Annotated in this window: 21 protein-coding genes; 5 read left to right on the top strand and 16 right to left on the bottom strand. The window is 44.6% G+C overall.

What is annotated here, in order from left to right; genetic code table 11:
- Window positions 1-17 precede the first annotated feature (17 nt).
- On the bottom strand, window positions 18-1,220 hold the full coding sequence (locus A136_RS08870; protein WP_017065310.1) for a methyltransferase: 1,203 nt from the start codon (window positions 1,218-1,220) through the stop codon (window positions 18-20).
- A 140-nt stretch (window positions 1,221-1,360) separates the two neighbouring features.
- On the bottom strand, window positions 1,361-2,335 hold the full coding sequence (gene cysB / locus A136_RS08865) for an HTH-type transcriptional regulator CysB (protein ID WP_010439939.1): 975 nt from the start codon (window positions 2,333-2,335) through the stop codon (window positions 1,361-1,363).
- A gap of 322 nt (window positions 2,336-2,657) precedes the next feature.
- Between cysB and A136_RS08860 the strand changes: the two genes are divergently transcribed.
- Window positions 2,658-3,422 (top strand): hypothetical protein, encoded by a 765-nt coding sequence (locus tag A136_RS08860; protein WP_017060243.1) that lies wholly within the window; start codon window positions 2,658-2,660, stop codon window positions 3,420-3,422.
- A 143-nt stretch (window positions 3,423-3,565) separates the two neighbouring features.
- Window positions 3,566-4,321, top strand: a complete 756-nt coding sequence (miaE, locus tag A136_RS08855; RefSeq protein ID WP_017065309.1) for a tRNA isopentenyl-2-thiomethyl-A-37 hydroxylase MiaE — start codon at window positions 3,566-3,568, stop codon at window positions 4,319-4,321.
- 104 nt (window positions 4,322-4,425) lie between these two features.
- On the opposite strand, the gene pyrF is transcribed toward miaE, so the two are convergent.
- From pyrF to A136_RS08800, 11 genes are all read right to left on the bottom strand, one after another.
- Window positions 4,426-5,121 (bottom strand): orotidine-5'-phosphate decarboxylase, encoded by a 696-nt coding sequence (pyrF, locus tag A136_RS08850; RefSeq protein WP_017060241.1) that lies wholly within the window; start codon window positions 5,119-5,121, stop codon window positions 4,426-4,428.
- A 124-nt stretch (window positions 5,122-5,245) separates the two neighbouring features.
- A complete protein-coding gene (gene lapB, locus A136_RS08845) occupies window positions 5,246-6,421 on the bottom strand; it encodes a lipopolysaccharide assembly protein LapB (protein ID WP_017060240.1) in 1,176 nt (391 codons plus the stop codon).
- A 12-nt stretch (window positions 6,422-6,433) separates the two neighbouring features.
- Window positions 6,434-6,706: a LapA family protein gene (locus A136_RS08840; RefSeq protein ID WP_017065308.1), complete on the bottom strand. Its 273-nt coding sequence runs from the start codon at window positions 6,704-6,706 to the stop codon at window positions 6,434-6,436.
- A 129-nt stretch (window positions 6,707-6,835) separates the two neighbouring features.
- Complete coding sequence (gene ihfB, locus A136_RS08835) at window positions 6,836-7,120, bottom strand: integration host factor subunit beta (protein ID WP_017060238.1); 285 nt, start codon at window positions 7,118-7,120, stop codon at window positions 6,836-6,838.
- A 121-nt stretch (window positions 7,121-7,241) separates the two neighbouring features.
- Window positions 7,242-8,912 carry a 30S ribosomal protein S1 gene (rpsA, locus tag A136_RS08830; protein ID WP_010439921.1) on the bottom strand — a complete coding sequence of 557 codons (1,671 nt, stop codon included), beginning with the start codon at window positions 8,910-8,912 and terminating at the stop codon, window positions 7,242-7,244.
- Window positions 8,913-9,018: 106 nt separating this feature from the next.
- A complete protein-coding gene (gene cmk / locus A136_RS08825; RefSeq protein WP_017060237.1) occupies window positions 9,019-9,699 on the bottom strand; it encodes a (d)CMP kinase in 681 nt (226 codons plus the stop codon).
- 279 nt (window positions 9,700-9,978) lie between these two features.
- Window positions 9,979-10,725 carry a 3-deoxy-manno-octulosonate cytidylyltransferase gene (kdsB, locus tag A136_RS08820; protein WP_017065307.1) on the bottom strand — a complete coding sequence of 249 codons (747 nt, stop codon included), beginning with the start codon at window positions 10,723-10,725 and terminating at the stop codon, window positions 9,979-9,981.
- Window positions 10,725-10,904, bottom strand: a complete 180-nt coding sequence (locus A136_RS08815; RefSeq protein ID WP_004736429.1) for a Trm112 family protein — start codon at window positions 10,902-10,904, stop codon at window positions 10,725-10,727. The genes kdsB and A136_RS08815 overlap by 1 nt, the downstream gene beginning before the upstream one ends.
- The gene (lpxK, locus tag A136_RS08810; protein WP_017065306.1) at window positions 10,885-11,892 is read right to left on the bottom strand and encodes a tetraacyldisaccharide 4'-kinase; all 1,008 of its coding nucleotides are present in this window, start codon (window positions 11,890-11,892) and stop codon (window positions 10,885-10,887) included. Before lpxK ends, A136_RS08815 begins: the two co-directional genes overlap by 20 nt.
- A gap of 14 nt (window positions 11,893-11,906) precedes the next feature.
- Entirely contained in the window at window positions 11,907-13,655 is a 1,749-nt protein-coding gene (gene msbA / locus A136_RS08805; RefSeq protein ID WP_017065305.1) for a lipid A ABC transporter ATP-binding protein/permease MsbA, read from the bottom strand.
- A gap of 31 nt (window positions 13,656-13,686) precedes the next feature.
- Complete coding sequence (locus A136_RS08800) at window positions 13,687-16,017, bottom strand: DNA internalization-related competence protein ComEC/Rec2 (RefSeq protein ID WP_032546909.1); 2,331 nt, start codon at window positions 16,015-16,017, stop codon at window positions 13,687-13,689.
- 17 nt (window positions 16,018-16,034) lie between these two features.
- Here A136_RS08800 and A136_RS08795 point away from each other — a divergent pair, with 17 nt between their 5' ends.
- Window positions 16,035-16,547, top strand: a complete 513-nt coding sequence (locus tag A136_RS08795) for a DUF2062 domain-containing protein (RefSeq protein WP_017065303.1) — start codon at window positions 16,035-16,037, stop codon at window positions 16,545-16,547.
- Between the two features lie 224 nt (window positions 16,548-16,771).
- Here A136_RS08795 and lolE read toward each other — a convergent pair whose 3' ends face one another.
- Genes lolE through lolC form a run of 3 tightly spaced genes read right to left on the bottom strand, consistent with a single transcriptional unit; the run spans window position 16,772 to window position 19,910 of the window.
- Window positions 16,772-18,016, bottom strand: a complete 1,245-nt coding sequence (gene lolE, locus A136_RS08790; RefSeq protein WP_017060231.1) for a lipoprotein-releasing ABC transporter permease subunit LolE — start codon at window positions 18,014-18,016, stop codon at window positions 16,772-16,774.
- A complete protein-coding gene (gene lolD / locus A136_RS08785; RefSeq protein ID WP_017060230.1) occupies window positions 18,017-18,709 on the bottom strand; it encodes a lipoprotein-releasing ABC transporter ATP-binding protein LolD in 693 nt (230 codons plus the stop codon). It lies immediately after the preceding gene.
- Window positions 18,702-19,910, bottom strand: coding sequence for a lipoprotein-releasing ABC transporter permease subunit LolC (gene lolC / locus A136_RS08780; protein ID WP_017065301.1), 1,209 nt, complete (start codon window positions 19,908-19,910; stop codon window positions 18,702-18,704). The genes lolD and lolC overlap by 8 nt, the downstream gene beginning before the upstream one ends.
- A gap of 227 nt (window positions 19,911-20,137) precedes the next feature.
- Between lolC and A136_RS08775 the strand changes: the two genes are divergently transcribed.
- Window positions 20,138-20,707 carry a hypothetical protein gene (locus tag A136_RS08775; RefSeq protein ID WP_017065300.1) on the top strand — a complete coding sequence of 190 codons (570 nt, stop codon included), beginning with the start codon at window positions 20,138-20,140 and terminating at the stop codon, window positions 20,705-20,707.
- Window positions 20,708-20,713: 6 nt separating this feature from the next.
- A complete protein-coding gene (mfd, locus tag A136_RS08770) occupies window positions 20,714-24,175 on the top strand; it encodes a transcription-repair coupling factor (protein ID WP_017065299.1) in 3,462 nt (1,153 codons plus the stop codon).
- Window positions 24,176-24,232 lie beyond the last annotated feature (57 nt).

Raw genomic sequence — 24,232 nt, 5'->3', positions numbered from 1 at the left:
AACAGTACGGTTTACCACTAGCGCTCGATTTTAACCCCATGAATCAATAGATTTCTTGGCGTAATACTGCGTTCACAGAACTCTTCAATCGTAGCTTCATAGCCTTGCTCTTGCAGATAGATAGCGCGATCTAAAGCCAGCCATATCTCTAATGGTCGTCTAAAGACTTGTTGAACCAAACTCAGCTTTTCCATTTCCCAGAAAAGCGCTTCGCCTTGAATCAAATAAGAGTCAAAATCAATATCTGAGCCCAGCGATAGCTCTTTCAATTCAGATGCCCAACGGCAGAAAGATTCAAAACCCTCAGCTAACTCTGATTTTTTGATGCTCGGTACAGGAATGTATTCGTCAATGTTAAGTTCAGCCTTAAGCAACTGGCTGAAGCCTAGACGATAGCTCATCTCTAGTTGACGATGTCTTTTTACTCTTTCACCACCAGTAACGGTTTCTTGAAGCGGGATTCTCAAGTCGCTCTTACTTAACGTTAATGCTGAGCTTTTCGCGATAGAAGACATCGCTTGATAGTTTTCGTCTCGAATAAGATGATAACAACAAGGAGAAATAGTGACCGCTGGTAGCCCATGTGACACTGACTTTTTAACTAGCTCAACATGAAGATCACCACAAGCATGAAGGGCCACGGCATGTTGGTACGAATTAAACACGTCATCGGCCTTGTCTGAAAACGCATCTCCTTGAACAAAATCCATCGCTAACTTCTGGTCATCCGCAATCTTTTGTCCGCTTTCGCATAACGATTGCTGCCATTCAAAGCTAGTGACTTTTTGATCCGATTGCTGAGATAGGATTCGACCAAGAAAGCCTTTACCAGAACACCACTCGAGCCACTCTTTGCCATGGTGATGGCATAATGCAGCCTCGCCCATTGCGACAATTTGATGTAGCTTTCGGCCAGGAATACCATCAGCAGTACCACGTGGGAGGTCTAAACCAACCAAAGCAGTGTTATCGAACTGGATGTTTTGGGTAGCAGTTTCTAATTCAGGTAGGAAACGAGTCAGTTCCTCAATCAAAAGCTGAGGCTGCTCTTTTAAGGTTTGAATGCTTTCATTATCTAAGCTTTCTAACCAATCAACGAGTGGACGATTGACCTCTTTCCACGGCTGCTGTTGAGTTTGGCATAGGTGAAAAGGCTCTGAACGCCAGTAAATCTGGTGCTCTAGCAAAAATGAATCGAGTATTTTAAATCGTGAATGCATGCTTCCCCCTATGATGCGTGGATTGTAGGGGTAAGAGGTCGAAATGGAAAGGCCCGATAAAGAAAACGAAAACTAAAAGCCCAAAAGAAAAACGGCCTGCAAATACAGGCCGAATAAGAATCAAAATTTACACGATGAGATTAACGAACTGGCAGATCGATATCCTTAAACATCTCTTCGATCTCATCATTCGATTTTAAAGAGATAGCTTGTTCAACAACAGGTCGAGTTAAATGCGGGGCGAAACGCTCCATGAAATCAAACATGTACGAACGCAGGAAAGTGCCTTTTCTAAAGCCAATGCTTGTGGTGCTTGCACCAAATAAATGACTAGCATCAATAGCGACCAGGTCCGTATCTTGTTCTTGGTCGATGGCCATACTTGCAATGACACCAACACCAATGCCCATACGAACGTAGGTTTTGATTACGTCTGCATCGGTCGCAGTAAACACAACACGCGGTGTTAAACCTACTTTGTTAAACGCGGTATCAAGCTCAGAACGGCCAGTGAAACCAAATACATAAGTCACGAGAGAGTAAGCCGCAAGATCTTCGATCGTGATATTACGCTTCTGTGCCAGGGGATGATCTTTGGTCACGACGATCGAACGGTTCCAGTGGTAACAAGGCAGCATAATCGCATCTTGGTAAAGGTGTAGCGCTTCCGTTGCAATCGCAAAATTCGCTGTACCTTTAGCGACGGCTTCTGACATTTGGCTTGGCGTACCTTGGTGCATGTGAAGCGATACTTTTGGATAGCGCGCCGTGAAACCTTTAATCACATCAGGCAGTGCATAACGAGCTTGAGTATGAGTCGTTGAAATATTCAATGTACCCATCTCTGGATGTGTGTGTTCACCCGCTACCGCTTTAATGCTTTCAACGCGCGCCAAAATCTCTTGAGAGATACGAATGATATCCTCACCCGCTTGGGTAACCTGCGTTAGATGCTTGCCGCTACGCTCAAAAATCTGAATGCCTAGTTCGTCTTCAAGTAATCTAACTTGCTTACTAATGCCAGGCTGAGATGTGTACAAACTCTCTGCTGTAGCTGAAACATTTAGGTTATGGTTTACAACCTCAACAATGTACTTCAGTTGCTGTAACTTCATATCTAACCTCGTAATCCTTTACTCATTTCTGTGCTAACTTATTTGCAAAGAGAGCGTTATAGTCGCGTGTAATATAATTAATAGTTATAACGCTTCGAACACAAAAATGACAGAAAAATTGAGTTTTTCTAGCTTAACAAACAAAAATATCACTAACGCTTTGCAACCCAACCCTCATTCTCATACATTAGTTGGTAAGTTTTGATTGCCGATTTCGCTCAACAAGAGATAATCAGAAATTGCAATTTACGAGTGCCGATACACAATGGAATCGTGTATCCTCTCCAGTTAGCTATAGAAAATAATAAGCAGACTCAAATATATGAATATTGGTTTAATAATCGTCTTAGTAGCCGTTCTTTTGGTGTTAGTTTTAGGCTACAACATCATGCTTCAATATAAAGTTAAGGTAGAAACAGCGAAGAAACAGGAAGCTTCTCGTTATCTAACCATTATTGACGGTACAGAAGAACTGATTGGCAACGCTCATCACATGCCGTTTAGCCAAGATCTTCTTGTATGCTTAAACAATCGAATTCTTGATGCATTAGAAAACATGTATCAACTCGATCCAAAAAATAAGCAGCTTGCCCAACGCATTGAAAGCGTAAAACAACAAATCACTCAGCTAAAAGAGAACTACAAAGGTGGCGAGAGTACCGCTTTCCGCGTACCAAGTAGTGACAAGCAAGCGATCATGATGCTTAAGTTAGTTAAACGCCTGCGTGATACGGTGCGCAACGAGCACAATAAAGGCCGTTTCGAGACTCAAGCTTATGTGGTTGAAAATGCTCGCCTAGAAACAATTCAAATCCGTATTAACATTGAAAATGTTATCAAACGTGCAAACGATTCGATTTCTCGCGGACAACCGGGAACAGCGATTCAGCTATTACGCAAAGGTATTGATGCTTTGGCGACTAAGAACGACTCGTACTCTAATCAAGCCAAAGAAAAGCTTCAACAGATGCTTAACGAGCTTGACCAGAAACGCCAAGACAAAAACGCTCAAGATTTGCAGCAGATGGAATCTAAAGAACGAGAAGACGATATGGATGCCCTCTTCGGTCAGAAGAAGAAATGGTAACAGTCTAACTCAACACTTAAAGGCCGCCTTATTTACATTAAATAGGCGGCCTTTTTTGTAGCTGTTGAATTTCCTTTCTCTGTATAGGGAGATCTCTTGAGCTGTGATAAAATCCCCGCATTATCAACAAACTTTCCCTGACCATGTATCAAGAATTACTCGCTCCAATCCAGTCTTTTCTTAAAGCCGAAACGCCAGATTCATGGATAGATGAAGCCAAAAAGCCAGAAAATCTTCACATCATTCTACGCGATCACATGCTGTGTGAACTTAAGGCGGCACAGAGTGCTTTATTCCTTATTCGCAAGTACGCCGTCGATAAAGAAAGCGCGAAGCAACTGAATGAATGGATTTTGCCATACGAGCAATTTGCTTACCGTCGTATCGGAGACTTAGAGTCTCTGCGTGGTAAAAGCAACGTATCCAAGCAAATCACAGCGAAAGAAGGCTGTAATTACGGTGCTGACCTAATCGATAAGATGGTTTTACTGATCAAAGAAGAGCTGCATCACTTCTACCAAGTCATGGAGTTGATGGAGAAGAAAGGCGTGACTTACCAGCCAATCGAGGCGGGTCGTTACGCTAAGGGCTTGATCAAACAAGTTAAGACTTACGAGCCTGATGCTCTGGTTGATAAGCTTATCATCGGTGCGTTTATTGAAGCTCGCTCTTGTGAGCGCTTCGCTAAATTGGCTCCTTTCTTGGAAGAAGACATGGAGAAGTTTTACGTGTCTCTACTTCGTTCAGAAGCTCGCCACTACCAAGATTACCTTGAGCTAGCAGAACAGATCGCAGGGAAAGATATTTCAGAGCGTATTTCGCATTTTGCTCAAGTAGAAGCTGATCTTATCACTTCAGAAGACAGCGACTTCAAATTCCATAGTGGTGCTCCGGTTTAGGCTCCACACAGAACATTCAGTCCAGTTTAGACTAATCCAGACTAAAAAATTAAGGCCAGCAATTTGCTGGCCTTCTTTATTTATATCTCAATCCAAATATAGACTTAAGCAAGCGTACCGTTGATCTCTGCAAGTACAGCAGCAGGGTCTATCGCTTGCGTAATCGGACGACCAATAACAAGGTAGTCTGAACCTGATTCAATCGCTTTAGAAGGCGTCATGATGCGCTTCTGGTCACCAACATCTGCGCCGACAGGACGAATACCTGGAGTAACTAGCTTGAACTCTTGACCAAGTGCACCTTTAAGCAAAGAAGCCTCTTGTGCAGAACATACAACACCGTCTAAGCCAGAGTTTTTCGTTAGAGAAGCCAAGCGCATCACGTGTTGTTGTGGTTCAAGATCCAGACCGATACCCGCTAAGTCAGATTGCTCCATACTGGTGAGTACCGTTACACCGATTAACAGTGGACGATCTTTGCCATAAGGTTCTAAGATTTCGCGAGAAGCCGTCATCATACGCTCACCGCCACTTGCGTGTACGTTCACCATCCAAACACCCAGTTCAGCGGCAGCACGGACTGCTTTTGAACATGTGTTCGGGATGTCGTGGAATTTAAGGTCTAAAAATACTGAGAAACCACGCTTATGTAATTCACGAACAAATTCAGGGCCAAACAGGGTAAACATCTCTTTGCCCACTTTTAGGCGGCAAGATGCTGGGTCAATTCGATCGACAAAGGCTAACGCATCCGCTTGATTATCATAATCCAAGGCTACAATGATTTTTTGGTCGTTCATTTCATCTCCTAACGCAGTTAACTTTCTAAAAATTTCTAATCACCTAAGCAGGTGATAAATAACAGTCATAAAAATGCAGCCCGAAAGCTGCAATTAATAATTTGGTCTTAAAGTGACCACAAATCTATTCACCATCAAGCCCACGAATAGGCTTGATCGTCCCCCACCCTTTACATGAAGGGCAGTGCCAATACAAAGAGTGTGTCGAGAAACCACACTGACGACAACGGTAATGAGGCTTAACCTTAAGCTGTTCACCAACCATAGATTGAAGTGTGGTTAAGCTGTCTTTTGCTCGGCCTTCTTCTGCTTCCGCTAGGTGGTAATCGATTAATCGATAAAAACCTTTCATGGTTGGATTTTTAACAAGCTGCTTTGTCAGTAACTCTTGAGCAGAGCCTACATCTTCATGGTGAGCAACCAATTGCGCCAGCATCAGTTCAGCAGATACACCTGCTTTCTTCTGAATACACGCTTTGAGGAACTCGACCAATTGAGCTTCTTGTCCAAGCTTGTGGTAACACTCAGCAAGGGTTGGTAACACCTCACTGATAAAATCGATATCTTGTTCTAGTACCGACTCAAGACAATCAATTGTCTTTTGGTAATCTTCGTTCGCTAAGTGGAACTTCCCTAGCGCGATACTTGCACGAACACATTTAGGGTCTTCAGAAAGCGCCTTCTTAAAATGCTGGAGCGCTTTAGAACGATTACCATCGGCTTGTTCTTGCATTGCAAGTTCACACCAGAAATGCGCAACGGTCGCACGCATCTTCATTTTTTTCTTGCCGAGCTTAACTAAGATATTTCCGTAATGGATAGCCTTGTTCCACTCACGGGTCTGCTGATAAATAGCCACCAACTGCTGTAAAGCGCCCTCTTTATGGTCAGGTTCTTCTACAAGTTGTTCAAAGATTTTTTCAGCGCGATCAAGGAAGCCAGAGACCATGTAGTCTTTAGCTAATTGTTGCAGTGCGAGATTTTTCTGATCGAGGGTAAGCCCCGAACGAGAGATGAGATTTTGGTGAATACGAATAGCGCGGTCGACTTCGCCTCTTGAGCGGAACAAGTTGCCCAAAGCCAAGTGAGTATCGATGGTTTCATTGTCTACTTGAAGCAGCTCAATGAAGTGATCAACCGCTTTGTCAGATTGGTCTGACAGTAATAGGTTCAAACCCGTCACGTATTGACGGGAGATCTGGTGTGATTGCTTTTGTTTTTCTTGCTGAGCATTACGATTACCCATATACCAGCCATAAGCGGCTGCGATGGGCAAAAGTAAGAACAGTAACTCTAACATCAAATATAGCCTTTAAGCTTTAGTATCAGCAGCGACCTGCTTTGATTGCTTATTGAGTTGCTTCTTCAAGCGATGAATTTTTAGCTGAGACCGCATGTGCATATTACCAAAGACTAACCAAGCAAGGGCGAAGCCTGAAACGAATACAACACCTAATAAACTTGATAGGTGGAAGTCACCTTGCGCTAGCAGATAGTTGAAATTCACAGTTGCTTGGTTTTGAGAGCCTAAAGCCAGTGCAATTAGGAAAAGTGCGATAACGGCGACTATTTTTATAATTTTCATAGTTCATCACTCATTGGTTGGTTAGCTGTACGATTATGCAGGAAAATTACTAATCAGACCACCATATTATGGTCATAAAAAAGCGGCATACATTATAGTATGCCGCTTTTCTTAATTCCGATAAGTAGGCTACATTCCTGAGTTTACTCGTTCACGCAACTCTTTACCTGGTTTGAAGTGAGGAACGTATTTACCTTCTAACTCAACCTTGTCACCAGTCTTTGGGTTACGTCCAACACGAGGCTCACGATAATGCAGAGAGAAACTGCCAAAACCGCGAATTTCGATTCGATCACCACTTTCTAGTGTTGAAGCCATATGCTCTAAAATGTCTTTTACAGCGTCTTCAATTTCTTTTGCAGAAAGATGCGTTTGCTCAGCGCACAGTCTTTCAATCAATTCAGACTTAGTCATAGTTACCCTCGTTGGTTTTCTTTTTAGAAATTATAGACCTATCGGAAAAATAAGCAAAAAAAAAGGAGCCTTACGGCTCCTTTCTTGGCTAGATAGCTATAATTCTCTTAATGAGAAGCTATTATTCGCCTTTAGCAGCTTTGAATGCGTCTGCCATTGCGTTACCGAACGCGCCTTCTTCAGACTTGTTCAGTGAAGCCATTGCTTCTTGCTCATCAGCTTCATCTTTAGCTTTGATAGATAGGTTGATTACGCGGTTCTTACGGTCTACACCAGTGAACTTCGCTTCAACGCTGTCGCCAACGCTTAGGATTAGAGATGCATCTTCGATACGGTCGCGAGAAACTTCAGAAGCGCGGATGTAACCTTCAACGCCTTCGATTAGCTCGATAGTAGCGCCTTTCGCGTCAACTGCAGTAACAGTACCGTTTACAAGAACACCTTTCTTGTTGTCAGCAACGTATGCGTTGAACGGGTCGTTTTCCATTTGCTTAACGCCAAGAGAAATACGCTCACGCTCTGCATCTACTGCTAGAACAACAGCAGAGATTTCGTCGCCTTTCTTGTATTCACGTACAGCTTCTTCGCCGGCAGCGTTCCAAGAAATGTCAGATAGGTGTACAAGACCGTCGATACCGCCTTCTAGACCGATGAAGATACCAAAGTCAGTGATAGACTTGATCTTACCAGTAACTTTGTCGCCCTTAGCTTGCATTTCTGCAAATGACTGCCATGGGTTAGCTTTACACTGTTTCAGACCTAGAGAGATACGACGACGTTCTTCGTCGATATCAAGAACCATAACCTCAACTTCGTCGCCAACATTAACAACTTTAGAAGGGTGGATGTTCTTGTTAGTCCAATCCATTTCAGAAACGTGTACTAGACCTTCAACGCCTTCTTCGATTTCAACGAAGCAGCCGTAGTCAGTTAGGTTTGTAACACGACCAGAAAGCTTGTGACCTTCTGGGTAACGCTTAGCGATTGCTACCCATGGATCTTCGCCTAGTTGCTTAAGACCTAGTGAAACACGAGTGCGCTCACGATCGAACTTAAGAACTTTAACTAGGATTTCGTCACCAACGTTAACGATCTCTGATGGGTGCTTAACGCGCTTCCAAGCCATATCTGTGATATGTAGAAGACCGTCAACACCGCCAAGGTCAACGAATGCACCGTAGTCAGTAAGGTTCTTAACGATACCTTTAACTTCAGTACCTTCTTGTAGAGTTTCAAGAAGTTCGTCACGCTCAACACTGTTTTCAGATTCGATAACAGCACGACGAGAAACAACAACGTTGTTACGCTTCTGGTCTAGCTTGATTACTTTGAACTCTAGCTCTTTGTTTTCTAGGTGAGCAGTGTCACGGATAGGACGTACGTCTACTAGAGAACCTGGAAGGAAAGCACGGATACCGTTAAGTTCAACAGTGAAACCGCCTTTAACTTTACCGTTGATGATACCAACAACAGTTTCAGCTTCTTCACAAGCTTTCTCAAGTACGATCCAAGCTTCGTGACGCTTAGCTTTCTCACGAGAAAGTTGAGTTTCACCGAAACCATCTTCAACAGCGTCTAGAGCTACGTCTACTTCAGCACCAACTTCAACTTCAAGTTCGCCAGCAGCGTTCTTGAATTGTTCAGCAGGGATAGCAGATTCAGACTTAAGACCAGCATCTACAAGAACGAAACCGTTCTCGATAGCTACTACAGTACCTTTAACGATGCTGCCTTGTTGGAATTCAGTTTCAGATAGAAACTCTTCAAAGAGTTGAGCAAAAGATTCAGTCATTATTTAATCTTCAATAATTAAACGTCCATGGGTATCCTACCGCATGGGGTTGATAAATTCGCCGGTCATCATCCTTGCGACCAACGTTCGTACTAGCTCGGCGAAATTACCCAGCCAGTTTCGATTCAATATAGTGTAGTGCTTTTTCTACTACCTGCTCAATATTCATTGAGGTGGAATCAAGCACTAGAGCATCCTCTGCAGGGCGAAGTGGCGCCACTGGGCGATTACGATCTCGGTCGTCTCGCTCTTGGATCTCGCTCAAAAGGTCGTCAAATTTAACATCTAACCCCTTCTGTTGCAACTGTTTAAGGCGGCGACTCGCACGCTCTTCAGCACTTGCATCTAAAAATATTTTCGCTTCAGCTTCAGGGAACACAACCGTTCCCATGTCACGGCCATCAGCAACCAAACCAGGTGCCGCGCTGAATGCGCGTTGACGACGAAGCAGTGCTTCACGAACGCGAGGTAAAGCGGCCACTTTTGAAGCTGCCATGCCGGTTTCTTCTTTGCGAAGTTCACCAGACACATCTTCACCTTCTAGGATAACCTTAACTAAGTCGCCTTCAGCAATAAACTGCACGTCTAAGTGTGTCGCAAGCGGTACTAAAGCATCTTCTGATTCAGTATCCACACCATGGTGAATTGCCGCTAAAGCCAATACGCGATAGATCGCGCCTGAGTCTAGAAGATGAAAGCCTAGCTTATCTGCTAGCAACATACACAGGGTACCTTTACCTGCACCACTTGGTCCATCAACCGTAATCACTGGGCTTTGAGAAGGCATCTTTTACTCCACGTTTTGTCGTAAGTTTTATTCTGTACTAGCGATTCGCCACTACTTTATAGGCGGCATATTATAGAGAAAAATTGGAAGTCGAGCGAGGTAAATCTCAGATAATTCCGAGTTGATGATGCATAAACCAATGCAACCAGCCCAATATCCGTTTGCTTAGGTCAATACGCGAGCTTAGATCCATAAGAGACGTTCGCAATTTTCTATAGACATAAAAAAGCCTCACAATAAGCAAGGCTCAGCGGTGTTCTGTAAACAGCTCAAAGAAGCTTAGCCAATAATAGCTCGAACCGCTTCTAGATCTTCAGGCGTATCAACACCAGCAGCTGGCGCCTCTTCTGCAACTGCCACATGAATTTTTTCACCATACCAAAGTACACGTAACTGCTCTAGGCACTCAATACGCTCAAGAGTACTTGGTTCCCAATTGATATAGGTATTGATAAAACCCGCACGGTAAGCGTAGATGCCAATGTGACGAAGCAGTGGAGATTCCGCTGCTGTACCGTTGTTCGCGTAAGCATCGCGATCCCAAGGAATAGTAGCTCGGCTAAAGTACAGGGCATACCCATCTTTGTCCGTCACAACTTTTACGGCGTTAGGGTTAAACACTTCATCAACATGAGTAATTTCCACACCGAGTGTTGCCATCGGAGCTGTACTGTTCGCAAGATTGTTCGCAACCTGATTAATGATCGCTGGTGGGATAAGTGGCTCATCACCTTGAACATTCACGATAATATGATCATCAGGAATCTTCATAACTTCAATCACTTCAGCTAGGCGTTCAGTACCTGACTCATGATTCGGTGATGTCATACAAACGGTCGCGCCAAATGCTTTAGCCGCTTTTTCAACTCGAGCGTCGTCGGTAGCGATAATAACGGTATCGGCACCCGCTTTCATTGACTGTTCGTATACCCATTGAATCATCGGCTTTCCACCAATGTCAGCAAGCGGCTTCCCAGGTAAACGGCTCGATTGGTATCTCGCAGGTATAACAACCGTATAAGACATTACTTACCCTCATCCATTGAAACGGTGCGAGCTTCAGGTTCTAAAAGAACAGGAATACCCTCTTTAATTGGGTAAGCAAGGCGATCAATTTTACAAACAAGCTCTTGCTTATCCTTGTCAAAAGTTAGTTTACCTTTACATACAGGGCAAGCAACGATCTCAAGCAGACGGTGATCCATAGTATTCCATAACCTCTTTTATTCTTTTTAAAATTTGCTGTTGCGAATCTTCATCAAACTGCGCAGAAACTGGAAGATACCACCAGTTATCTTGAGCATATTCTTCGCATTTTACAGCGTCTTTTTCTGTCATAATCAGATTCATACCTTTCTTAGCTAAGGCATGAAGTTCATCTTTATCAAAATCTTGATGGTCGGCGAAGCCCTGTGTGAAAACAACATCACCATCAAGATCTTCCAATGTTTTAAAAAAGCGTGGTGGGTGGCCAATACCAGCAAAAGCCACCAACTTCTGTAGTTCTGCTACCGATATTTTCTGACCGGTCTTTAGGTTAACGGCTTGGCTTGGTAGCAAAGACATAGAGAACTCTCGTCCTTGCACTTTACCGCCATTGTTAACCAAAAAGTCTACGTCATCTAAACGAGATATAGGCTCTCTTAACGGGCCTAAAGGAATTAGGCATTCGCTACCAAAGCGTCTAGCACCGTCGATAACCGCAAATTCAATATCACGTTCAAGTGCATAATGCTGAAGGCCATCATCCGTGATGATGACATCAACCCCTTCGCTAAACAAAGCCTTTACCGCGTTTGCGCGCACAGGATCGACTGCGACAGGCGCACCAGTTCGCTTTCGAATTAAACGAGGTTCATCGCCAGAGTGTTCAGCAGGCGTGTTTTCATCCAACACTAACGGGTAGCTTGGCGCTTTTGCCCCATAACCTCGAGAAACCACTCCAGGCTTAAAGCCGTTAGCTTGAAGCACCTCCACTAACCAAATCACAACCGGTGTTTTACCATTGCCACCAGCGGTAATATTACCAACAACAATTACTGGTAAGGGCGGGCGGTAGGTCTCTTTTTTACCGGATAGGTAGGCGTCACGTCTTTGACCGCTGATCATTTTGAAAAGCAGACTCAATGGCCACAGTAGCGGCCAAAGAAGGTATTTTAACGGATGATTGTTAAACCAAATCTTTTCGATCACAACAAGGCCTAATCTTATCCGCTGAACTGAATTCGGTGTAATTGTGCATAAGCACCATCATGCGCGATTAGCTCAGCATGTGCGCCCCTTTCTACAATATGACCATCATCAACCACTAGAATCTCATCAGCTTGCTCGATGGTAGAGAGTCTGTGTGCGATAACTAATACTGTTTTGTCTTTCTGCAGTTCTTCTAGTGCAGATTGAATCGCTCTCTCTGACTCAGTATCCAGTGCAGACGTCGCCTCATCAAGAATCAGCACAGGCGCATCTCTTAATAAAGCACGTGCAATCGCAATACGTTGTCTTTGACCACCAGAAAGGCTTGCGCCATTTTCACCAACAACGGTATCGATGCCATTTTCCATGCCTTCGATAAACTCACTTGCATGAGCAAGCTTAGCCGCGTATTCGATCTGTTCACGTGAATACTGTTCTTCTGCTGCGTAAGCGATGTTGTTAGCCACCGTATCGTTAAACAGATGTACATTTTGAGAAACGAGCGCAAAGTGCTCACGCAGATTTCTCAATTCGTAATCACGAATGTCGTGGCCATCAAGCTCAATTGAACCAGAGTCTACGTCATAAAAACGAGTGAATAGGTTAGCAATGGTACTCTTACCCGAGCCAGATCGCCCAACAAGCGCAACCGTTTTACCTTTCGGTATATTGAAGCTGATCTTATCAAGTGCTGGTTTCTCTGCACCGTCATAAGTAAACGTGACATCTTTAACAGCCACTTCACCCATTACAGTTTCAGGTTTCAACGTCCCTTTGTTTTGCTCGGTATCTAGATCCATCAAGCCAAATAGAGTCGTACTCGCAGCCATACCACGTTGGAATTCAGACGTTACGTTAGTTAACGCCTTTAGCGGACGTAATAGACCAAACATTGCAGAGAACACAACGGTAAACGTACCAGCAGTAAGCTCGGCTTTAATAGAATCGACACTAGCAAGGAATAGAACAACAACAATCGCAACTGATGCGATCATTTGAATAATCGGGTTAGCGGCCGCTTGAGCAGTGATTAACTTCATGCTTTGTTGGCGCATTTGGTTACTAACTTTATCAAAGCGGTGTTTTTCTAGATCTTGACCACCGTAAGTTAGAACCACTTTATGCCCTTTCAGCATTTGTTCAGCTGAAGAAGCAACGTGACCCATGCTAGTTTGCATGTTCTTAGAGATCTTTCTGAATCGCTTCGATACGATACTGATCGCCCACGCAACCAAAGGCGCTACAGCAAATAACACCAAAGATAACTGCCAACTATTCCAGAACATCAGCGTCAACAAGCCAATAATACTTGCACCTTCACGGACAATACTGACTAACGCCTTACTGGTTGCTGCAGACACTTGCTCTGAATCGTAAGTAATTCGAGATAGCAATGCGCCTGTCTGTTCTTTATCGAAGAAAGAAACAGGCATGTGCATAAAGTGGCTAAAGATCTTACGACGAATTTCCATGACCACATTGCCAGAAACCCAACTGAGGCAATAGGTTGAAACAAAACCACTGACGCCACGCACAAACATCATAACAAATATGATAATTGGAAGTGTACGTAGGAAGTCTGACTCAGCATTACCAAAACCTTCATCAAGCAGAGGCTTCAGTAAAGAAATCATATAGGTATCAGAAACGGCATTTATAATAAGCGCAATAATCGCAACACCAAGGCCGGCCTTATACAGTCGAATATAAGTCCAAAGTCTTTTAAATGTGACCCAGGTAGTTTCATCTGTTTGTGTTGACATAGAATCGCTTAATTTTCTCACAATAATCTATCTATTCTACTCCCTTACGAAGCATCTGCCTATACCACTGCCTGCCTTGTTGTTCTCTAATCGTATGATATTTCCAACCTTCCTGACTGATTGTGATGGTTATTTGTCCGCTTTCTCCGGTATCAAGCCAAGCACTACCCGTTTCATGATAACGTTCAATCACAGATTTGCTTGGCATTCCCCACTGATTACCTTTGGCCAAAGAAGCAATTGCTAGCTGAGGTGAAACCGCCTCAATAAACGACTTAATCGATGACGAATCGCTGCCATGATGCGGAACCAACATAACATCACTCCTTAGCTGTTCTCCTTCACGAGCAAGTAACCACTCACTTACCAGTTCAATATCACCAGTGAGCAACATTGAGAAATCAGCACTATGATCTGAGATCTTGACCACACACGAATGTGGGTTATACGCCCTCTTTACTTGCTTAGGCGGCCACAACACCTCAAAAACAACATCTTGCCAGTTCCAAACCTCTCCAATAGTACATGTTTGAATATTAGACGGGGCTTGAGTGATAGATTGGCGTTCTTGAATAATGTTCTGACTGGTTCTTATCCACTTTGGCGTATAGTTCTCAAGTAATGCCGGATAACCACCAGCATGGTCAGAATCGAAATGACTCACAATCACGCCTTCTAATTCATAAATCCCCCGCTGATTCAAAGTAGGAATCAACAAAGACTCAACAACCGAGCCTCCTGGCCACGCATTGCCAAGATCATAAACAACAATCTGATTGTTCTTTTCCAAGACCAAAGACAACCCATGCCCAACATCCAAGATATCAATAGTTAGTTTGTCTTGCTGGGGTTTGCTGAACTCCCACCACAGCACAAACACTGCAGTTACCAATATCGATAATGTTCGCTTGAAATACCGACTAACAAAGCTCAAAAACAAGATAAGGAATACTGATAATGCAATCGTCTGATTATCGACTTGGATCCAAAATCGCTCAGAGAAAGGAAGACTAAATACGAGAGGCTCAAGCGATAAGTCGACTAACTTCCACAGCTGACTGACCAAATCATTGTCTAGCGCTGTTATACCAACCACGCCAGACACTGACTCCGATATTAAGCTTAGAAACATTGCCAGAAACAACAGCGGGATCGTCACCATCGATACCCAAGGCAAAAGGAACAAGTTGTAGAAAACAGAGACTAAACTGACTCCTTTGAAAAACAACATCGAGGAAGGCGCGATAAGGAATGTCAGCATCAGTTGAAGCTTAATAAGTTGGAGTGCGTGGTCGATAAATGTAAAGCTTGAAGCTGAGCGCTGAGTATTACAGGCGATATAGAAAACAGCGCCCAATGCACCAAAGGACAACCAAAAACTGCTCGACAAAGCTGAAAACGGCCAAATCAGCAGAACCACGCACACACTTAAAGTAACATACCGAAGCAAACTGATATTTTGCCCACGCCACAAGAAATAACTCGCGATAACGCACATCACCAAAGCTCTCAAAGTTGGCAGCGTGAATCCAGCAAACCAACTATAGAAATACGCCAAGCCGAGCCCGAATATTGTAGGTAACCAAAGAAATGAAGGGGAAAGTAACCTTAATATCTTGCCAATCTGATAGCCGATACCAAAGGCAATCCCAATATGCAGCCCCGAAATAGCCATCAAGTGAATCAGGCCACTGCTTTTAAGCATATCCCACCGCTGAGGCGGAATAAGGTCTCGATATCCAAAACTCAAAGCGATAATGAGATCTTGATTTGCCAGCAGACTTAACCTTTCAAGGCTGGCTTCAAACCATTGGGCGCGTAAGTTGGTGCTAGAATGAATTCGGTACTTGGTATCTGCTCTGTAAGTTGCATTGGCAACCACGCCAGCACTAAACAAGTACTTTTCTCGGTCAAAGCCGGCTTCGTTGAGTTTGCCCCATATCGGCTTTATTGAGGCCGATAAATAGACATCATCTCCAAGCGTTAGCTTGAAAGGAGTAAACAAACGCAATTTTATCAATTGAGGAAAGATTAATTTTTCGCCGCCAATTGATCTGACTACTATTACGCTTTCAAAACCGTGGCTATTTTCACTAAAAAGGCTAACAACCGACGCATTTATGGTAGTATTCTGCCCTGATTGGAATAATCGACTCGTTTGTATTTCAATCGCATTCCCTAGGCAGATAACTAGTATCAATGCTGTTACTGGACCTCTTGCACTCCGGAAAACGCTATACTTTGTTGGTGCTAGCAGTAACAACAGCATCAATGGTGCCCAAACCCAATGTGGCATCACAGGCCAGAAGCTGGCAGACACAACTGTCGCAGCAAATGAAATCAAGAACCAAGTGTTAAACAAGAGAGTAGCTTCCTCCTATGCCAAGAAAGTTTATCAAACGATTTATGCCTGACCATGATCTAATCAAGCGTCAGAAAGCATTGAAAGTTTTTGGCAATGTTTTGTACAACCCCAACTTATGGTGCCTTAATCGTCGCTCTGCGGCTGGCGCGTTTGCTGTTGGGTTATTCATGGCGTTTGTCCCTCTACCAAGTCAAATGATTATGTCTGCAGGCCTTGCTGTCGCATGTGGCGTTAACCTGCCTTTAGCTGTCGCACTTGTTTGGATCAGTAACCCGGTTACCATGCCTGTTCTCTTCTACTTTGCTTATAAAGTCGGGGCGTTTGTTATGCATGTGCCACCGCAAACCTTCCATTTCGAATTGTCTTGGGACTTCATCTTGGCGCAAATGAGCACTATAGGGCCTCCGTTCTTATTGGGTTGTCTGATTTGTGGCGTGGTTTCAGCAATGATTGGCTACTTTGGTATTCGCGGTTTATGGCGCTACTCAGTAGTAAGAAGTTGGAAGAAGCGACAAGCAAGGCACTGAACGCCATTTCTTGTTATTCAATCTAACCTTGTATGCGCTTCACTTAAAACGTACACAAGTTAAAATCGGATGAGCTACTTACCTCTGCAAGATTGGCATGTAACGAAAGTCGTAAAGAACACGAATTGAATTCAATAAAAAAGGATCCCATCAGGGATCCTTTTTTGTTTATGCCGTTAGTCTATCGCGCAACGTGACGTTTACTTAGCGTATAACTTCGAAAATTACTTCGAGCTAAGCACCGAGGCCGGGTTTAGCTTAGCCGCTCGTGAGGCTGGATACCATGTCGCCAGTAAACTCAGCACAATCGCAGTGCCGGAAACCACAACAACATCCGTCATATCAAGTTGTGATGGCAAGAAGTCGACAAAATAGATATCACCGGACAAGAACTGGTGATCGACCAACTTTTCAAGTCCTTTGATTAGTGTCGTGAGATTAAGAGCGACTAGCACACCTATTGCACTGCCCACTAAACTGCCTAACACGCCTGAGAATACGCCCTGCCAAACAAAGATGCGCTTCACAAGGCCGTCTGATGCACCCATGGTTCTTAAAATCGCGATCTCTGATGCTCTGTCTTTTACTGCCATCATTAGCGTCGAGACAATATTGAAACAAGCCACACCAATAACCAGTACCATCACCAGATACATGATGGTACGAACGAGTTGGATATCTCGATACAAGAAACCAAACTTCTGCTGCCAGCTTCGTAGATACACATACACATCAAGCTGATTGCCCACTTCACGCACAATAGAGTTCGCGTTCAGCACATCGGTCACTTTTAAAGAGACTCCAGTTACCGCCTCACCTAAGTTGGCGTAGACCTGAGCATCACCAATCGGAATCAGAGCCAAGCTGTGGTCAATCTGGCCATTAAGCGTCAGCAAGCCAACCACTTTCACTCGAACACGCTTTGGCGCCTGAACCTTCACAGAACCGTTTACCGCTGGAATCATCAAAGTCAGATAATCACCGACTTTCGCACCCAGCACATTCGCTACACCAGAACCTAAGATGATTTGTTGTTGCCCTGCTTTAAACTCACTCCAAGCTTGCTTATCGATAAAACTCGACAGGCTCGATACTTGTTGCTCAAGTTGTGGGTCAACGCCGCGAACTTCAATTGCTTTGAGTTCTTTGCCCTTTTCAGCAAGCGCTGTAATTTTTACATAAGGCGCAGCAGCAACGACTTTATCGTGCTTAACCGACTCCTCAATCACGTGCTCCCAACGAGTCACAGGCTCATTCACGCCTTCAAATTCACCATGAGGAATGACAGAAAGTACTCGTGATTGAAGCTCTCGCTCAAAGCCATTCATCGCAGATAAGCCGATAATGATCACCGCGACACCAACCGCAATACCAATGGTCGAAGACAATGAGATGAACGACACCATCTTGTCTCGTTGTTTCGCACGGCTAAATCGGCCGCCTATCAATAGAGATAAAGAGGAAAACACTTAGCTCTCCTCTTTTTCTACGTTGACCAGTAAACCATCTTGCATGTGAAGTTGGCGATCCATCTTACCGGCAAGTTCACCATCGTGAGTCACGACCAAAAAGGCAGTATCGTATTCACGGTTCAGTTCACGCATTAAGTCGTAAATAGACAGTGCGGTGTTATGGTCAAGGTTACCGGTTGGTTCATCCGCCAACACTAGCGCAGGCTTATTCACCAATGCACGAGCAATCGCCACACGTTGCCTCTCGCCACCAGAAAGCTCTGAAGGTCGGTGGTCCACGCGGTGACTCAATCCAACTTTGTCCAACAAACGTTGTGCTTCTTGCTTTGCTTTAGCGGGCTTTTCGCCGCCAATCAATAACGGCATCGCCACGTTTTCTAAAGCTGAAAAGTCAGATAGAAGATGATGGAACTGATACACAAAGCCAAGATGCTGGTTGCGAAGCTTCGCCTGCTTATTCGAACTCAAAGATGCTAAATCTTGACCAAGAAAACTCACACTGCCCGCAGAAGCATCGTCTAATGCGCCTAAGATATGCAGTAAGGTACTTTTGCCCGAGCCAGAGGTACCGATGATTGCTACTAGCTCACCCTTTTCGATGTCAAAGCTGACTCCCTTGAGCACCTCAGTATCTAACGAGCCTTCACGGTACGTTTTACGGATATCATTACATTGAAGAAAATTACTCATAACGAAGGGCCTCAGCAGGTTTCACAGACGATGCACGATAAGAAGGGAATACAGTGGCAATCAGGCTAAGTGCAATAGCCAGAACCACAACAACAGCGATTTGAATTGGGTTAATCAAAATAGGTAACTGACCACCAAACGAGAATAGAGCAACACCCATCGCTTCTAAAATCGGGTTAAGGTTCATTGCCAGAACAACACCTAGTGCGCCGCCGGATAGTGCGCCAATCACGCCACTACTCGCGCCCTGAACCATAAAGATGCCCATCACTTGGCCGTCAGTCATGCCCTGAGTTTTAAGTATCGCGACCTCAGATTGTTTCTCCATCACCACCATAATCAGCGCAGAGATAATATTAAATGCAGCAACCCCGATGATCAGACCAAGCATTAGGCCCATCATGTTTTTCTCCATACGAACCGCTTGGAACAGCTCGCCACGTTGGTCACGCCAATCGCTCCACAACCAACCTTCCGGTAATGGCTGAGTTGATAACTCTGCGACTTCAAACGGGTCTTCAAAAAATAGTCGCCAGCCTGAAATAGTGTCTGATTTATAACGCATCAAACGCCCAGCGTCTTGGATGTCTGTCACCATCAGTTGAGCGTCGATATCAGAACCTGTATTGAAAATACCGGCAACGGTGAAATTTCGTTGGCTTGGAATACGACCTAATGGGGTGTATTGGCTAGCGCTGGTCACCATCAAGCGAACTTTGTCACCCATAGATACCTTCAAATTTCTCGCCAGAGTATGACCAAGAAACAGCTGATATTGCCCAGCTTGAAGTGAAGACAAGCGACCCGCGATTAAGTGGTCTTGAAGTGGATCATCAGAATTGGGTTGGATGCCAATCAAAAGGCCAGCAGAAAGCTGAGCAGGGCTCTGAATCACTGCCTCACTGCGAACAATCGGTTCAACATGACCATTAAGCGAAATTTGTTCTGCGAAGCTTGGGGCTTTTTCAGAAAGTGAGGTCGTGCCTCCTTGTTCATAAACCACCGCTTGAGGAAGAACACCAAGAATTCGGTCTTTTAACTGCGCTTCGAATCCATTCATTACCGATAAAACAGTAACCAAAGACAGCACACCAATGGTGATACCTGCCGTCGACATATAAGAAACAAAACGGCTAAAGCGATCACCTGAACGGCCTTTCAAATAGCGTAGGCCAACAAACAACGAAATAGGATGAAACATACTTTGAACCATCTAAAGGGGATGCGGGTTAATGTAACGGGTATTGCTGTTACTGTGTAGGGGTTAATTGAAAATATAGAGTGAATTAACTCAATTAGTTAGGCTTGAAAAACAGAACCTTGTCAAATAGCCAGATTTCAAACAACTATTTGAGACTTTCAATTAACTGACCTTGATTACTGCGGCCACATAGCGATAATCAATAGATCACTTCAAGGAACTAACGCATGACAGAACAAGAGTTTTTCACCGTTCACCATAGCCTTACCGCTAATATTGAACCAATGGACAGCGGCTTCACTTTACCTTCTCAAATTCAATTCGAATCTGAGATCCCAGCACCATTTGTGGTGGCAAGTGAATTTAGCCAATTGGATCTGTTAGCTGACAGCGCTCGAGCGGAACTGAAAAACAGCGACTTGAAGAATGTCACCAGTTTATTGGATGCACAAAACTCAAAATTAAACCTCTTGTTGAGCTTTATGTTATCGCAGCAAGATGATGAGAAATTTCGCACTCACACCTATTCATTTGGTGCGAGTCAGTTTTCCTGCTTTTCAAAAGCAGACATCGAACCGGGTCGCTTAGTAAAAGCCAAACTTTTTCTAGAGCACCCAGCTGCAGCCATTTATTGCTACGCAGAAGTATTTGCTAGCGAGGCGAAAGACTCAGGTTTCGAAATCAAATTTAAATACGCTCATCTTCGCGATACCGACCAAGACCTGCTAATTAAAGCGGCACTTTATCAACAACAGAAACTCTTGCGTCAACGCTCTCTAGACCGAGATAACAAGTAAATTAACATGACCAAAAAATCCATATTTACACTACCTAAACTTAAAGGTGCCGGTGACAAAAAGCACATCGGTAACCTAGTCGGTTCGTCTCTCGCTCTTGCCATTGCCAAACTCGCAGAGCAACACAACAGCCATACCGTCTTGGCAGTACCCGACCCACAAGTGGCGCTTAAGCTTCAATCTGAAATTGAACAGTTTACGGCACATGAAGTCGCATTATTCCCTGACTGGGAAACGCTGCCATACGATAGCTTCTCGCCGCACCAAGAGATCATCTCAGATCGTATCGCACGCCTTTACGCACTGCCAACATTAAAAGATGGCATCACGATCGTTCCGATCAGCACGTTATTGCAACGCCAGTCACCGCGAGACTTTTTGCTACAACACACGTTAATGGTGAAAACGGGCGATCTCTACTCGCTTGAGAAACTTCGCCTACAGCTTGAAAAATCCGGCTATCGCTACGTTGATCAAGTGTTTGGCCCAGGTGAATACGCAAGTCGTGGTTCGATTCTCGACCTGTTCCCGATGGGCAGCAAAGACCCGTATCGTATCGATTTCTTCGATGATGAGATCGATACCATTCGTACCTTCGATCCTGAAAACCAACGTTCTATTGAAGACATCTCTGAGATCCGCCTGCTGCCTGCTCACGAATTCCCAACCTCGGAAACGGCAATTGAAGATTTCCGTATTCGTTGGCGCCAACAGTTTGATGCCCGCCGCGAACCAGAATCGGTTTATATGCAGGTATCTAAAGGCACATGGCCTGCTGGTATTGAGTATTGGCAACCACTGTTCTTCGATCACACAGAAACCTTGTTTGATTACGTTGCCGATGAAGCGCAACTGCTGATTCTAGGTGATGTCGAGACTGCAGTAGACTCATTCCTAACGGACGTTGCTCATCGATACGAACAGCGCGGTGTTGACCCATTACGGCCACTTCTCACGCCTGAACAACTGTGGCTGAAGAAAGACGAGCTGTTCGCACACTTCAAACAGAAGCCACAAGTCAATCTGAGCTTAGATTCAATTGAAGAGAAAGCTGGACGTACCAACCTTCCGGTTGTGTCTCTTCCTGATCTCAGTGTTCAGCATCAAAATAAAGAACCTTTAGCTAACCTAAGAAAGTTCACAGAAGCCTTCGACGGCAAAGTAGTATTTTCGGTTGAATCAGAAGGTCGTCGTGAAGCGCTGAGTGAACTGCTTCGTGGTATTAAAGTACGACCAAGCGAAGTTGAAAACCTCGATGCCTCAATTAAAGGCAAAGACAAGTTCAGCCTCATCCTTGGCTCTGCTGAACACGGTTTTATCCATGAAGAGCAAAACATCGCCCTTATCTGTGAAAGCGACCTGTTGGGTGATCGCGTTGTTCAGCGCCGTAAGAAAGACAAAAAAAGTGTTAACAGCGACACTGTCATTCGTCACTTAGCCGAACTTAAACCAGGTCAACCTGTAGTGCACATTGACCACGGTATTGGTCGCTACATCGGCTTGCAGACACTCGAAGCCGGTGGCATGAAAACAGAATACGTGACACTTGAGTACCAAAACGATGCCAAGCTGTACGTGCCCGTTGCGTCTTTGAACCTTATTGGACGTTACTCTGGTGGCGCCGAAGATTCTGCACCGCTACACAAACTAGGTGGTGAGGCGTGGCAAAAAGCGCGTAAGCGTGCCGCTGAAAAAGTACGTGACGTTGCTGCAGAGCTGCTGGATGTTTACGCCAAGCGTGAGCTTAAACCTGGCTATAAATTTGTTTTAGATCGCGGGCAATACGCAACCTTCAAATCTGGCTTCCCGTTTGAAGAAACCGATGACCAAGCGATGGCCATCAATGCTGTTATGTCTGATATGTGCCAAGCCAAAGCCATGGACCGTTTGGTGTGTGGTGATGTTGGCTTTGGTAAAACCGAAGTCGCGATGCGTGCAGCATTCATTTGTACCGACAACAGCAAACAAGTAGCGGTTTTAGTTCCTACTACTCTACTTGCTCAGCAACACTTCGAAAACTTCCGTGACCGTTTCGCCAACTTGCCGATTCGTGTTGAGGTTCTATCCCGATTCAAATCAGCTAAAGAGCAAAAACTAATCATGCAAGATGTCGCCGACGGTAAAGTGGATATCCTAGTCGGGACTCACAAGCTGCTTTCGAGCGATATTAAGTTTAAAGACCTAGGCCTGCTGGTTGTCGATGAAGAACACAGATTTGGTGTACGTCAGAAAGAGAAAGTGAAAGCGATGCGTGCGGATGTCGATATTCTAACGCTTACTGCGACACCGATCCCGCGAACGCTGAACATGGCAATGAGTGGCATGCGTGACCTTTCGATCATCGCTACACCACCCGCACGACGCTTGGCAATTAAAACCTTCGTTCGCGAGAGTGATGATGCCATCGTCAGAGAAGCGGTGCTGCGTGAAATCATGCGTGGTGGCCAGGTTTACTTCCTACACAACCAAGTCGACACGATTGAGAAAACAGCAGAGTCATTGCAAAAGCTGATTCCAGAGGCGCGCGTGACTGTAGCTCATGGCCAGATGCGAGAGCGCGAACTGGAACGCATCATGAATGACTTCTACCACCAGCGCTTCAACTTACTGGTGTGTACAACCATCATTGAAACCGGTATCGACGTACCAACGGCAAATACCATCTTGATGGACAGAGCCGATAACCTTGGTTTAGCACAGCTGCACCAATTACGTGGTCGTGTAGGTCGTTCGCACCACCAAGCTTATGCTTACTTGTTAACGCCACACCCTAAAGCAATGACCAAAGATGCGATCAAGCGATTGGATGCGATAGCTTCGCTCGAAGACTTGGGCGCAGGCTTTACCCTAGCAACTCACGATTTAGAGATTCGTGGTGCGGGTGAGCTGTTGGGTGATGAACAGAGTGGTCAAATCCAGTCGGTTGGTTTCACCTTGTACATGGAGATGCTTGAACAAGCGGTTGAAGCGTTGAAAGAAGGTCGAGAGCCTTCGCTTGATGATCTATTGCGTGAACAAACTGAAATTGAGATGCGTCTGCCTGCACTATTGCCAGACGACTATATTCCAGACATCAACACGCGTTTATCAACATACAAACGTATTGCGAGTGTGAGTGACACCGACGAATTGGCAGAGTTGAAAGTCGAGCTGATTGATCGCTTCGGCCTTCTGCCTGATGCAACCAAGAACTTGTTATCAGTTTCTGAGCTAAAATTAGCCGCAGCGTCTATCAAAGCGAAGAAAATTGAAGCCCACGATAAGGGTGGATTCTTAGAATTCTACCCGGATGCTGACATAAACCCGACCTACCTTGTTAAACTGTTGCAATCTCAACCGCAAAAGTTTTCAATGGAAGGACCAACAAAGTTCAAGTTTACGATACCATTGGTCGACAGACGGAAGCGAATTCAATTTGTTAGTGATTTATTGGGCGAATTCAGACAAAACTTGCTGCCTTCAGCATAAGACCCAATCCACTTGCACATATAAATTATCCAGCCGGTAGTTCGGCTGGAAGACGGA

Source organism: Vibrio crassostreae 9ZC13, assembly GCF_000272045.2.
Classification (GTDB): Bacteria; Pseudomonadota; Gammaproteobacteria; order Enterobacterales; family Vibrionaceae; genus Vibrio; species Vibrio crassostreae_C.
The sequence above is the reverse complement of the archived record's forward strand: the minus strand, read 5'-3'. Positions and strand labels throughout refer to the sequence as shown.

Excerpts from the sequence above, each read along its gene's own strand:
- msbA (WP_017065305.1), bottom strand. The coding sequence starts at position 13,655 with ATGTCAACACAAACAGATGAAACTACCTGGGTCACATTTAAAAGACTT.
- A136_RS08815 (WP_004736429.1), bottom strand. The coding sequence starts at position 10,904 with ATGGATCACCGTCTGCTTGAGATCGTTGCTTGCCCTGTATGTAAAGGT.
- cysB (WP_010439939.1), bottom strand. The coding sequence starts at position 2,335 with ATGAAGTTACAGCAACTGAAGTACATTGTTGAGGTTGTAAACCATAAC.
- A136_RS08795 (WP_017065303.1), top strand. The coding sequence starts at position 16,035 with ATGCCAAGAAAGTTTATCAAACGATTTATGCCTGACCATGATCTAATC.
- pyrF (WP_017060241.1), bottom strand. The coding sequence starts at position 5,121 with ATGAACGACCAAAAAATCATTGTAGCCTTGGATTATGATAATCAAGCG.
- miaE (WP_017065309.1), top strand. The coding sequence starts at position 3,566 with ATGTATCAAGAATTACTCGCTCCAATCCAGTCTTTTCTTAAAGCCGAA.
- lolC (WP_017065301.1), bottom strand. The coding sequence starts at position 19,910 with ATGTTTCATCCTATTTCGTTGTTTGTTGGCCTACGCTATTTGAAAGGC.
- A136_RS08860 (WP_017060243.1), top strand. The coding sequence starts at position 2,658 with ATGAATATTGGTTTAATAATCGTCTTAGTAGCCGTTCTTTTGGTGTTA.
- lapB (WP_017060240.1), bottom strand. The coding sequence starts at position 6,421 with ATGTTAGAGTTACTGTTCTTACTTTTGCCCATCGCAGCCGCTTATGGC.
- lolD (WP_017060230.1), bottom strand. The coding sequence starts at position 18,709 with ATGAGTAATTTTCTTCAATGTAATGATATCCGTAAAACGTACCGTGAA.
- A136_RS08775 (WP_017065300.1), top strand. The coding sequence starts at position 20,138 with ATGACAGAACAAGAGTTTTTCACCGTTCACCATAGCCTTACCGCTAAT.
- ihfB (WP_017060238.1), bottom strand. The coding sequence starts at position 7,120 with ATGACTAAGTCTGAATTGATTGAAAGACTGTGCGCTGAGCAAACGCAT.
- A136_RS08870 (WP_017065310.1), bottom strand. The coding sequence starts at position 1,220 with ATGCATTCACGATTTAAAATACTCGATTCATTTTTGCTAGAGCACCAG.
- mfd (WP_017065299.1), top strand. The coding sequence starts at position 20,714 with ATGACCAAAAAATCCATATTTACACTACCTAAACTTAAAGGTGCCGGT.
- cmk (WP_017060237.1), bottom strand. The coding sequence starts at position 9,699 with ATGCCTTCTCAAAGCCCAGTGATTACGGTTGATGGACCAAGTGGTGCA.
- kdsB (WP_017065307.1), bottom strand. The coding sequence starts at position 10,725 with ATGTCTTATACGGTTGTTATACCTGCGAGATACCAATCGAGCCGTTTA.
- rpsA (WP_010439921.1), bottom strand. The coding sequence starts at position 8,912 with ATGACTGAATCTTTTGCTCAACTCTTTGAAGAGTTTCTATCTGAAACT.
- A136_RS08840 (WP_017065308.1), bottom strand. The coding sequence starts at position 6,706 with ATGAAAATTATAAAAATAGTCGCCGTTATCGCACTTTTCCTAATTGCA.